This is a genomic window from Pseudomonas sp. zjy_15, assembly GCF_043101865.1.
Classification (GTDB): domain Bacteria; phylum Pseudomonadota; class Gammaproteobacteria; order Pseudomonadales; family Pseudomonadaceae; genus Aquipseudomonas; species Aquipseudomonas putida_Y.
Genome location: NZ_JBICII010000107.1, coordinates 58,645 through 70,209, shown reverse-complemented (window position 1 = coordinate 70,209; position 11,565 = coordinate 58,645). Strand labels below are relative to the sequence as shown.

The 11,565-nt window shown below is 64.7% G+C and carries 9 protein-coding genes; 5 read left to right on the top strand and 4 right to left on the bottom strand.

What is annotated here, in order from left to right:
- The first annotated feature begins 356 nt into the window (after positions 1-356).
- Both purL and ACF8EF_RS20985 read left to right on the top strand, forming a co-directional pair.
- Entirely contained in the window at positions 357-4,256 is a 3,900-nt protein-coding gene (gene purL / locus ACF8EF_RS20990) for a phosphoribosylformylglycinamidine synthase (RefSeq protein WP_176683686.1), read from the top strand.
- A 3-nt stretch (positions 4,257-4,259) separates the two neighbouring features.
- The gene (locus ACF8EF_RS20985; protein ID WP_392460672.1) at positions 4,260-4,571 is read left to right on the top strand and encodes an NGG1p interacting factor NIF3; all 312 of its coding nucleotides are present in this window, start codon (positions 4,260-4,262) and stop codon (positions 4,569-4,571) included.
- Positions 4,572-4,674: 103 nt separating this feature from the next.
- Here ACF8EF_RS20985 and tatC read toward each other — a convergent pair whose 3' ends face one another.
- Genes tatC through tatA form a run of 3 tightly spaced genes read right to left on the bottom strand, consistent with a single transcriptional unit; the run spans position 4,675 to position 5,956 of the window.
- Complete coding sequence (gene tatC / locus ACF8EF_RS20980; RefSeq protein WP_176683684.1) at positions 4,675-5,436, bottom strand: twin-arginine translocase subunit TatC; 762 nt, start codon at positions 5,434-5,436, stop codon at positions 4,675-4,677.
- Positions 5,433-5,723 carry a Sec-independent protein translocase protein TatB gene (gene tatB / locus ACF8EF_RS20975; RefSeq protein WP_176683683.1) on the bottom strand — a complete coding sequence of 97 codons (291 nt, stop codon included), beginning with the start codon at positions 5,721-5,723 and terminating at the stop codon, positions 5,433-5,435. Before tatB ends, tatC begins: the two co-directional genes overlap by 4 nt.
- Entirely contained in the window at positions 5,723-5,956 is a 234-nt protein-coding gene (gene tatA / locus ACF8EF_RS20970; protein WP_176683682.1) for a twin-arginine translocase TatA/TatE family subunit, read from the bottom strand. Before tatA ends, tatB begins: the two co-directional genes overlap by 1 nt.
- A 145-nt stretch (positions 5,957-6,101) precedes the next feature.
- Between tatA and gspK the strand changes: the two genes are divergently transcribed.
- On the top strand, positions 6,102-7,067 hold the full coding sequence (gene gspK / locus ACF8EF_RS20965) for a type II secretion system minor pseudopilin GspK (RefSeq protein ID WP_176683681.1): 966 nt from the start codon (positions 6,102-6,104) through the stop codon (positions 7,065-7,067).
- Between the two features lie 129 nt (positions 7,068-7,196).
- Here gspK and ACF8EF_RS20960 read toward each other — a convergent pair whose 3' ends face one another.
- Complete coding sequence (locus ACF8EF_RS20960) at positions 7,197-9,272, bottom strand: PhoX family phosphatase (RefSeq protein WP_252459553.1); 2,076 nt, start codon at positions 9,270-9,272, stop codon at positions 7,197-7,199.
- Between the two features lie 223 nt (positions 9,273-9,495).
- Between ACF8EF_RS20960 and ACF8EF_RS20955 the strand changes: the two genes are divergently transcribed.
- Positions 9,496-11,136 (top strand): lipoprotein UxpA, encoded by a 1,641-nt coding sequence (locus ACF8EF_RS20955; RefSeq protein ID WP_176683825.1) that lies wholly within the window; start codon positions 9,496-9,498, stop codon positions 11,134-11,136.
- The gene (locus ACF8EF_RS20950) at positions 11,136-11,558 is read left to right on the top strand and encodes a pilus assembly protein PilZ (RefSeq protein WP_392460671.1); all 423 of its coding nucleotides are present in this window, start codon (positions 11,136-11,138) and stop codon (positions 11,556-11,558) included. Before ACF8EF_RS20955 ends, ACF8EF_RS20950 begins: the two co-directional genes overlap by 1 nt.
- The last annotated feature ends 7 nt before the right edge of the window (positions 11,559-11,565 follow it).

Sequence of the window (11,565 nt, the reverse complement as noted above, 5' to 3'; positions counted from 1 at the left end):
GATGGACTGGCCCGAAACAAACGTAGGAGCGGGTTTACCCGCGAAGCGCCGCGCGGGCGGCGCTCGATCTCCCAGGCGCTGAATGTCTTGAGGCGGACACCTGCGGCGCTCGATCTCCCAGGCGCTGAATGTCTTGAGGCGGACACCTGCGGCGCTCGATCTCCCAGGCACTGAATGTCTTGAGGCGGACACCTAGCGGCGCTCGATCTCGTCTCAACCCGGACACCTCTGAAAACTGACCCCGAAGTCCGGTTCCGCCGCCCGGCAGGCGTGGCTTAGAGCAGGTGCCGAAAGCCATCGAATTAGGCTAGAATGCACGGCCTCTAAGCACACCCCTTCCTGAGGCTGTCCCGACGATGTTGATCCTGCGCGGCGCTCCTGCCCTTTCTGCCTTTCGCCACGGTAAATTACTCGAGCAACTGAGCCAGAAAGTCCCCGCTGTTACTGGTTTGTATGCCGAATTTGCCCACTTCGCCGATGTCGACGGCGAGTTGACCGCCGACCAGCAGCAGGTGCTGGGCCGTCTGCTCAAGTACGGCCCGAGCGTGCCGGTACAGGAGCCGACGGGTCGTCTGTTCCTGGTGGTACCGCGCCTGGGCACCATTTCGCCATGGGCCAGCAAGGCCAGCGACATCGCCCACAACTGCGGCCTGCAGTCGATCCAGCGCCTGGAGCGCGGCATCGCCTACTACGTGGCCGGCACCTTGAGCGACGCTGATGCCGAACTGATCGCCGCCGAATTGCACGACCGCATGACCCAGCGTGTGCTCGGCCAGCTGGAGCAGGCCGCAGACCTGTTCAGCCACGCCCAGCCCAAGCCGATGACCTCGGTGGACATCCTTTCCGGCGGTCGCGACGCCTTGGCCAAGGCCAACATCGACCTGGGCCTGGCCCTGGCCGAAGACGAGATCGACTACCTGGTCAATGCCTTCCAGGGCCTCAAGCGCAACCCGAACGACATCGAACTGATGATGTTCGCCCAGGCCAACTCCGAGCACTGCCGCCACAAGATCTTCAACGCCAGTTGGGATATCGACGGCCAGGCTCAGGAAAAGAGCCTGTTCGGCATGATCAAGAACACCTACCAGATGCACAACGAAGGTGTTCTGTCGGCATACAAGGATAACGCCTCGGTGATCGTCGGCAACGTTGCCGGCCGCTTCTTCCCGAACCCTGAAACCCGCCAGTACGGCGCGGTGCAGGAGCCGGTGCACATCCTGATGAAGGTCGAGACGCACAACCACCCGACCGCCATCGCCCCGTTCTCCGGCGCCTCCACCGGCTCCGGTGGCGAAATCCGCGACGAAGGTGCTACCGGCCGTGGCGCCAAGCCCAAGGCCGGCCTGACGGGCTTCACCGTGTCCAACCTGCGCATCCCGGGCTTCGAACAGCCTTGGGAAAAGGCCTATGGCAAGCCCGAGCGTATCGTCGACGCCCTCGACATCATGATCGAAGGCCCTCTGGGTGGCGCTGCGTTCAACAACGAATTCGGTCGCCCGGCCCTGACCGGCTACTTCCGTACCTTCGAGCAAGCCATCGACACCCCCCACGGCGAAGAAGTGCGCGGCTACCACAAGCCGATCATGCTCGCCGGTGGTATGGGCAACATCCGTGAAGACCACGTGCAGAAGGGCGAAATCACCGTCGGCGCCAAGCTGATCGTGCTTGGCGGCCCGGCCATGCTGATCGGCCTGGGCGGCGGCGCTGCTTCGTCGGTGGCTACCGGTGCCAGCTCGGCTGACCTGGACTTCGCTTCGGTACAGCGCGAAAACCCGGAAATGGAGCGCCGTTGCCAGGAGGTCATCGACCGTTGCTGGCAGCTGGGCGACGACAACCCGATCGCCTTCATCCACGACGTGGGCGCTGGCGGTATTTCCAACGCCTTCCCTGAACTGGTCAACGACGGTGGCCGCGGTGGTCGCTTCGAACTGCGCAACGTGCCCAATGACGAGCCGGGCATGGCCCCGCACGAAATCTGGAGCAACGAGTCGCAAGAGCGTTATGTGCTGGCCGTCAGCGCAGTCGACTTCGAGCGCTTCAAGGCCATCTGCGAGCGCGAGCGTTGCCCGTTTGCCGTGGTTGGTGAAGCGACTGAAGAACCGCACCTGACCGTCAGCGACAGCCACTTCGGCAACACCCCGGTGGACATGCCGCTGGACGTGCTGCTGGGCAAGCCGCCGCGCATGCACCGTTCGGTTACCCGCGAAGCCGAGCTGGGCGATGACTTCGACCCGAGCGAGCTGGACCTGGACAGCGCCGTCCAGCGCGTGCTGAACCACCCGGCCGTGGCCAGCAAGAGCTTCCTGATCACCATTGGCGACCGCACCATCACCGGCCTGGTTGCCCGCGACCAGATGGTCGGCCCGTGGCAGGTTCCGGTGGCGGACTGCGCCGTTACCGCCACCAGCTTCGACGTCTACACCGGTGAAGCCATGGCCATGGGCGAGCGTACGCCGCTGGCGCTGCTGGATGCTCCGGCGTCCGGTCGCATGGCCATCGGCGAGACCCTGACCAACCTGGCGGCTTCGCGCATCGAAAAGCTGTCCGACATCAAGCTGTCGGCCAACTGGATGTCCGCAGCTGGTCACCCAGGTGAAGACGCACGCCTGTACGACACCGTGAAGGCTGTCGGCATGGAGCTGTGCCCGGAGCTGGGTATCACCATTCCGGTCGGCAAAGACTCGATGTCGATGAAGACCAAGTGGAGCGACGAGGGCGTCGAGAAGAGCGTCACCTCGCCGATGTCGCTGATCATCACCGGCTTCGCCCCGGTCACCGACATCCGCAAGACCCTGACCCCGCAACTGCGCATGGACAAGGGCGAAACCGACCTGATCCTGATCGACCTGGGTCGCGGCAAGAACCGCATGGGTGCCTCGATCCTGGCCCAGACCTACGGCAAGATCGCTGCCCAGGCTCCGGACGTCGACGACGCCGAAGACCTCAAGGCCTTCTTCGCCGTGATCCAGGGCCTGAACGACGACGGCCACCTGCTGGCCTACCACGACCGTTCCGATGGCGGCCTGGTCACCACCGTGCTGGAAATGGCCTTCGCCGGCCACTGCGGTCTCGACCTGCAACTCGACCCGCTGACCGACAGCAAGGGCGAAGTACCGGCCATCCTCTTCAACGAAGAGCTGGGTGCGGTGATCCAGGTTCGCCAGGATGCTACCCCGGACGTGCTGGCACAGTTCAGCGCTGCTGGCCTGGGTGAAGAATGCGTCGCGGTGATCGGCAAGCCGGTCAACAACGCTGAAGTGACCATCAGCCTGAATGGCGAAGTGCTGTTCGACGACGACCGTCGCATGCTGCAGCGTCAGTGGGCTGAAACCAGCTACCAGATCCAGCGCCTGCGCGACAACGCCGACTGCGCTGACCAGGAATTCGACCTGCTGCTCGAGGAAGACAACCCGGGCCTGTCGGTCAAGCTGGGCTTCGACGTCAACGACGACATCGCCGCGCCTTACATCAAGAAAGGCGTGCGCCCGCAAGTGGCCATCCTGCGTGAGCAGGGCGTCAACGGCCAGGTCGAGATGGCTGCTGCCTTCGACCGCGCCGGCTTCGCCGCCATCGACGTGCACATGAGCGATATCCTCGCTGGCCGTGTCGACTTCGAAGCCTTCAAGGGCCTGGTCGCCTGTGGCGGCTTCTCATACGGTGACGTGCTGGGCGCAGGTGAAGGCTGGGCCAAGTCGGCGCTGTTCAACGCCCGTGCCCGTGACGCCTTCCAGGCCTTCTTCGAGCGTACCGACAGCTTCGCCCTGGGCGTGTGCAACGGTTGCCAGATGATGTCCAACCTGCACGAGCTGATCCCGGGCACCGAGTACTGGCCGCACTTCGTGCGCAACCGCTCGGAGCAGTTCGAAGCCCGCGTGGCCATGGTTGAGGTGCAGAAGTCCAACTCGATCTTCCTGCAGGGCATGGCCGGTTCGCGCATGCCGATCGCCATCGCCCACGGTGAAGGCCATGCCGAGTTCGCCAGCGAAGAAGCATTGCTGGAAGCCGATGTGTCCGGTTGCGTGGCCCTGCGCTACGTCGACAACCACGGCAAGGTCACCGAAGCCTACCCGGCCAACCCGAACGGCTCGCCGCGTGGTATCACCGGCCTGACCAGCCGCGACGGCCGCGTGACCATCATGATGCCGCACCCGGAGCGTGTGTTCCGCGCTGTGCAGAACTCCTGGCGCCCGGACGAGTGGCAGGAAGATGCCGCGCTGATGCGTATGTTCCGCAATGCGCGGGTGTGGGTGAACTAAGGGGTGTACAAGCTCGCCTTCTTCGTGCCCGACAGCCATGTCGAAGTGGTCAAGGTCGCTGTGTTCGCCGCTGGTGGCGGGCGCATCGGTGACTATGACCACTGCGCCTGGCAAACCCTTGGCCAGGGCCAGTTCCGCCCGCTGGACGGTAGCCAGCCGTTCCTCGGGCAAGCGGGCCAGGTCGAGGTGGTTGAGGAATGGAAGGTGGAGCTGGTGGTGGCTGACGAGCTGGTGGCCCAGGTTGTCGCTGCGCTCAAGCAGAGCCACCCGTACGAGACGCCAGCCTATGAAGTCTGGCGGCTCGCCGAGTTCTAGAACGCATCACGGCTATTCGCGGGCACGCCCGCTCCCACAGGGATATCACAATCTTCAGAACCTGTGATATCCCTGTGGGAGCGGGCGTGCCCGCGAAAGGGCCCTACAATCCAGCCACAATCTCCTTGCCTGGCTCCGGCCGCTTCAACATTCCACAAGCCAGCAACCCCACCTCGAACAGCACCCACATCGGCACTGCCAGCATCGTCTGTGAAAACACATCCGGCGGTGTCAGAATCATCCCCACCGCAAAGCACCCGACGACCACGTAGGGCCTGCTGCGCCGCAATGTGGCCACATCGGCCAACCCCGCCCAGACCACGATGAACGTCGCCACCGGGATCTCGAACGCCAGCCCGAACGCCAGAAACAGCGCCAGGATAAAGTCCAGGTACTGGCTGATATCGGTCATCATCGCCACGCCGTCCGGCGTCACGCTGGCAAAGAAGCCGAACATCATCGGGAACACCAGAAAGAACGCGAATGCCATGCCGGCATAGAACAGCACGATGCTCGATACCAGCAGCGGCAGGGCAATGCGCCGTTCACGGCGGTACAGCCCCGGCGCCAGAAAGCCCCAGGCCTGATGCAGCAGCAGCGGCATGGCCAGGAACAGTGCGCACATCGCGGTCAGCTTGAACGGTGTCAGAAAGGGCGAGGTGACACTGGTGGCGATCATGCTCGCGCCTTCCGGCAAAAAGCGCCTTAGCGGCTCGGATATGAGCGTGTACAACGTCTGGGCGAAGGGGAACAGGCCGGCAAACACCAATGCCACCAGCGCCAGGCAACGCACCAGGCGTTTGCGCAGGTCGCGCAGGTGTTCGGTCAGCGGCATGCTCGCCGCAGGGTCCATGGCAATACTCATGAAGCATTTTCCTTGGGCAGCGCGGCCGTGACCGCATCATTGGCCGGCGCCGCGTTCAGGCTGATGCCCTGGCGGATCTCCTGTTCCAGGCGCTGCAAAGGTGCCTTGTCGAGGTTGGGCATCTCGATTTCGCGCTCCACCTGCGTGCGCAAGGCGTGCATGGCCCGGCGCGCCTGGCCCAGGCCGCGCCCGAGGGTACGGGCTGCCACCGGCAGGCGCTCGGGGCCCAGCACCAACAGCGCGACGACGCCGATCAGCAGCAACTCGCTGAAGCCTACCTCGAACATCAGGCCTGGCGGTCCGCTTGAGGTTGCTGAGCAGCCTGGCCGTTCAGCGGGCACTGTTGCTGCACTTGCGCCTGGCCAGCGGCGTTGGCGTCATTGTCACCGCCCATGGACTTGCGAAAACCCTGGATCGCCTCGCCCACATCGCTACCCAGACCCTTCAGGCGTTTGGTACCAAACAGCAAGAACACGATCAGCAGTACGATCACCAGTTGCCAGATTCCAATGCCACCCATAGCGACCACTCCTGTAAGGTCATGAAAAGGAAGGGCAATCCTGCCTTGCCTAGATGACGTGCACATGACGAACAGGCATTGCCATCTAGCTGAAACACCCCGCGTGTTGACTGGCGTTTTTATTCCGCGAGCGAGGCACGCACGGATGGGTGGAAGGCAACAGCGGGGTGCGGCCCTGCTGATGGTGATGGTGGTGCTGGCAATGCTGGCGGCGGGCATGGCCTGGCTGGTGGAGGATGGCCGACGTCAGGTCGACGAAGTGCGCCTGCTACACCAGCGGGTGCAGGTGCGGGCCATGGAGCAGGCCGGCCTGGCCTATGCCGGGCAAGCCCTGCGTGACCCCGCCTGGCGGCTCAGCCCGCTGTTCTGGCAAGCCTTGCGTGGGCAGCCGCTGAAATACGATTTTGGCGCTGGTCAGGCTCAGTTGCAGGTACGCGACCAGCACACCTGCTTCAATGTAAACGCATTGCTCGGCGCCGACGGCGAACGCGCCGAGCGCCAGCTGCGTTACTTGCTGGGCAATGACATGGCGGCCGAGCGCCTGGTCGATGCCCTGGCCGACTGGCTCGATGCCGACAGTGATGCCCGCCTGCAGGGCGCCGAGAGCGCCCAGTACCTGCGCCAGCAACCGCCACGGCTGGCAGCCAACCAGCCGATGCTCGACACCAGCGAGCTGAACCTGTTGCTGGAGCCGGATGCCAACCGCCAAGCGCGTTACCCGATGCTGTGCGCCTTGCCTCAGGTCACCGGTTGGCGCCTGAACGCCAATGCACTGGGGTTGGAGCACCTTCCGTTGCTGGAAGCGCTCTACGAAGGACGCTATTCGCGCTCGCTGCTCAGCCGCATCATCAGCGGTCGGCCGGCTTCGGGGTACGTGGATGCCGCGGCGCTGCGCCAGGCGCTGGGGGCGGTGGATGACGAAACGTTCGAGCGGTTGAGCGAAGGGCTGCTGCTCAACAGCGGTCATTTTCTGTTGCAGCTGTCGTTCGAGGAAGAGGGGCGGGTGCTGCGCAGCGAATTCCAGGTGGAAGCGCTGGGGGTGGTGCAATGGCATGCCCGAGTACCCGCGCAGCAAGTGCGGGTGCGTAGCCGGGAGCCGATAGCCTGGTAACGTTCACGGGTGCCTTCGCGGCCAAGCCCGCCCCTACGCCGGTTTTGAAACCCGTGGGATCCCTGTAGGAGCGGGCTTGCCCGCGAAGAGGCCGGTACAGCCAGCAAAAGTTGGCTGACCGGCACAGGATCAAACGGTCCCGATCTCCCCGCCATCAATACGCTGGATCACCACCGTCGAAGCCCGCGGCCGTACGGTAGCTCCAGCGGGCGTCGCATCGGTCGCCTTGTCGGTATACGGCCAGTTCCCCGGGTGTTGAATGTTGACGAACAGCGTCTTGTTGTCCGGGGTAAAGGTAATCCCCGTCACTTCGCAACCATTTGGCCCGACAAAGAAGCGCCGCAAGTCCACCTGGTTCTGTGCATTCACCGGCACCTGCTTGCCGCTGGCATCCACCAGGTCGGTAGGGATCACTGCCAGCAACTGGTCGTTGGTGTAGTCGGTCAAGGTGCTTTCGCCGTTGTCGGTCTCGAACCACAGCACGCCGCGGCTATCGAAGCTCATGCCGTCGGGGCTGGCGAACTGGTTCAGTTCGGTCAGGCCGGAGCGGTTGATGTCGGCAGTACCGGCAGCGTTGGCGCCGAACACGAAGATGTCCCAGTTAAAGCTCAGCTGGTCGTCGCTGTCGTGCCAGCGAATGATGTGGCCGTGGCGGTTCGGGCCGCGCGGGTTCGCTGCATCGACCTTGTCCGGGGTGCGTGCACTGTTGTTGGTCAGGGTCAGGTACACATCGCCGTTCAGCGGGTTGACTGTCGTCCATTCAGGGCGGTCCATCGGCGTTGCACCCACGGCATCGCCAGCACCACGGGTGTTGAGGATGATGCCCGGCAGGTCACCATACAGCGCGCCCAGGGTGCTGCCGCCCGTGGTGGCGGTGGCCACGTCCAGAAGCAGCCATACGCCGGTGCCGTCGGCATTGAAGCGGGCCACGTAGAGCTTGCCTTGGTCGAGGTACTTGGCGCCGGTGGCCAGGCGGTCGGCCGGGGTGGCGTCGGCGGGGTCCCACACGGCGGTGGACACCCACTTGTACAGGTACTCGTTGTTCGAGTCGTCACCCATGTACCACACCAGCGGCTTGCCGGCGACGGGCAGGCCGGGGGCGCAGCCCTCGTGGCGGAAGCGGCCCAGCGCGGTGCGTTTGGTGGCCAGGGTGCTGCTGTTGTACGGGTCGATTTCGACAATGTAGCCGTAGGTGCTGGCTTCATTGCGGTAGTCGTCGGTGGCGCTGGCGCCTTTGACGGTAACGTCGAAACGGGCGAATTCGTCGTCCACTTCGCTGGCGTCACCGGCAGCGCTTTCCCACTTGTACTGGCCGCTGGAGGTGCCCACGCCAATGCGGCGCTGGTCCTCGGGGCGGGTGCCCTTGTTGACGAAGATGCCCGGCCAGTTCTCTTCGCAGGTCAGGTAGGTGCCCCACGGGGTATAGCCGTTGCCGCAGTTGTTGTTGGTGCCACGGCAGTGGGTGCCAGCAGTGGAGTATTTGGTCTTGACGTGGTCGGTGCCACGCAGCGGGCCGGTGATTTCCATGCGTGAAGCAGTGGTGAAGCGTCGGTTCAGCGGGTCGTTGTCGACCACCTGCCAGCGGCCGTTGATTTTCTGCAGGCGTACTACGCCAGCACCGTGTGCGTTGATCTCCTTGCGCACTTCTTCAACCGGGCGCTTGCCGTTGACATCGGTCGTGGGGCCGGCCGGGTGCAGGGCGGCAGTGTCGATGTACTCGAAATTGATCGCCAGCAGGCCGTCTTCCGAGCTGCCGTTGATGGGGAAGAAGTGCATGCCGTCGTGGTGCATGCCCATGGCGTTGGCCTGGTCGGTCGAGGTGTTGCTGCCGTCGGACTTCCACGGGTTGCCATTGCTGTTCAGCGGCGTACCCCAAGGCGCCAGCACATAGGCGCTATAGCCGGCGGCGACCACACAGGCGTCGGTGCGCGAGCCTGGGATGGACTGGAAGCCCAGCGCCAGTTTCGGCACTTCCGGCTCGGTGACTGGCGGTTCGGTCACCGGTGGCTCGGTGACCGGATCATCATGATCGGAACCACCACCGTCGAAGCAGCCTGTCAGGCCGGTACCGGCGATCATGGCGATGGCGGCGCCCAGGCTGCCGCGCATCACGCTGCGGCGGCTCAGGTAGGCGTCCATGACGTTGGCCATCGGCAGGTTGCCGCTTTGGTTCCGGTCCAGGTTGTCGCCGGTATCTCGACTCATCAGGTTGTCCTTATGTTGGCTGAGTTGGAAGAAACCGCGACTGTAAGGCGCAAGTGTGATGATTCCTTGGCAGAAATGTTAACGAGCTTTTAAAACTTCCGGTTCTTGGATTGCTCTTCTAAAGATCGAATTGGAATTGCTGTCGGATTTCTGCCATCAAACTGTAATGCCAACGCCGCAACATCCGGGGCCCTGAATGGACGTGGATAAGGATGGCGATGCGATGGCGAGCAGTGTGCACAGGCGCGAAGTGATCGGCTGGATGGGTATCGGTGCCTTGGCACCGCTGCTCGGCGCCTGCACAGCCTTCCCAGGGCAGCAGGGTGGCAACGCCCAGCTCGACTTGCTGTACGTCGCCGATACCCTCGATGCCCGCCAGCCTGGCCAGGCGGTGGTACCGGCAACCCGGTTGGGGCCGGTCAGCCACTTGGGCCGTGCGCCATGGATGACCGGCAGCAGCGCCAGTATCGCCTACCCGCAACTGGCGCCGCTGCTCGATGCCCGCCAGGCAACGACAGCCCAGCTGGGCGGTTATGCGGTGCTCGCGGCGTTGCTGGAGCAACTGCGTGGCGAGGCCGGTGCGGGTAACAGCCTGACCCTGGAAAACGGCCAGGGCTGGAATGGCAGTGGCCTGGCCTACCTGACCCAAGGCGAAAGTGGTGTGCAAGGCAGCCAGCTGTTGGGCATCGAAGCGCGGGTCAGCAGCGACGAGCGTGTGCTGTGGCCACAACGCAGCACGGGCCTGTATCGCCAGGCCAGCGCCATTACCCTCGGCGCCGGGCTGGCTGACGCACAACGCCAGGCACTGGGCGTGCAAGCCCTGCATATTTTCGAGCGCGGTGGTGCCCGTATTGCAGTGGTTGGCGTGACCGACCCGTACGCACAGGACCAGAAAGCCTCTCTTAAACAGTGGTACCAGTCACTGCTGCCGGTATTCGAGCAAGCCCGGCGCGAGGCTGACCTGGTGGTGGCCATGGCCGATGCAGGCACGGGCCCCGGCCTGTGGCTGGCTGAACGGGTGCCGCAAATCGACGTGCTGTTGTGTGCCCGTGGTCAGGACCTGTGGCCGGCACCGGTCGAGGTCACCCAGGCCAGCGGTCGCCGCGTGCCGGTGTTGTTTGCCGGCTGCCGGGGCAGCGGTGCCTTCCGCCTGCGCTGCCAGCGTGTGGCCGGCCAGTGGCAGTTCGATGGGCGTTTTTTCCCGGCCTTTGAACAGCAACTGGCGCCTGCCGCGCAGCTGCGTGTCGCGCAATTGCAGGCGCAACTGCGCCAGCAACGGGCCGGCCACGCGGCCTGGCTCGACCAACCGCTGGCCCGCGCGCCCCAGGCCTTGTGGCGCCGCGATACCCGTGGCGGCAGTTGGGACCGCCTGTTGCATCAAGCCTTGGCCGACGCTAACAGCGTACCCGTGTTGCTGCCGGGCCTGCGTTATGACTACCCGCTGGCAGCGGGGGCGCCCATTACCCGCGAACACCTGATAAGCCTTACCGGTGGCTACCCGGCGCCAGTGGTCGAAGCACCGGCCCGGCAGGTCGAGCAAGTGCTGGAAAACGCCGCGGAGCAATTGTTCGGTGACCCGCTGCTGCTGGACAACAGCCAGGACCTGCCGCGCTGGCAGGGCCAGGCCTGGAGCGTCAGCTACAGCCCGCAAGGCAAGCGCATCACTGGGTTGGAGCCGGTGCAGGGCCTGTGCCGCACCTTTGGCTTGCAATTCGAAAGCCAGGCCGGCGAGCCTCTGTGGCAGCGGGTCGAGGCCTGGCTCGCCCGCCAGCCTGACGGTTGGCAACTGGCGCCGCTGCAATTGCCCGAAGTGCGTTACGTGCAGGGGCACCCAGGCTGGCATCCACGGCAGTTGGCCTCGTGATGCCCACCTCGCGTCTGCTCACCGGCGCTGGCCTGACCCTGGCCGGCTGGCTGTCTGCGCAGTGTGTGCTGCAGATGAGCCGGCAGCCACAACCGGCCATGGCGCCTGCGGCGGCCGGCAGCCCGCTGCCCGGGCTGATGGTCGGTCACTGGCAAGCGCCGCCCGACGACGGCGCCATTGCCATCACCCGTCTGCCGCTGCAATACCTCGGCGGGCTCAAGGCCCAGCCATTGGCCTCCAGTGTGGTGGTGCTGCGCTACGGCGAGCAAGTACGCACCCTGGCCCGCGGTCAGCGCCTGGCGCCTGGGATCGTGCTGCAGGACATCGACAGCGATGGCCTGATTTTCAACAACCAAGGGCGGCGTGAGCGCCTGCCCTGGCCGCCACGCCCTGCCGTGACCGGCTTCAAGCGGCAAGGATGAACGATGC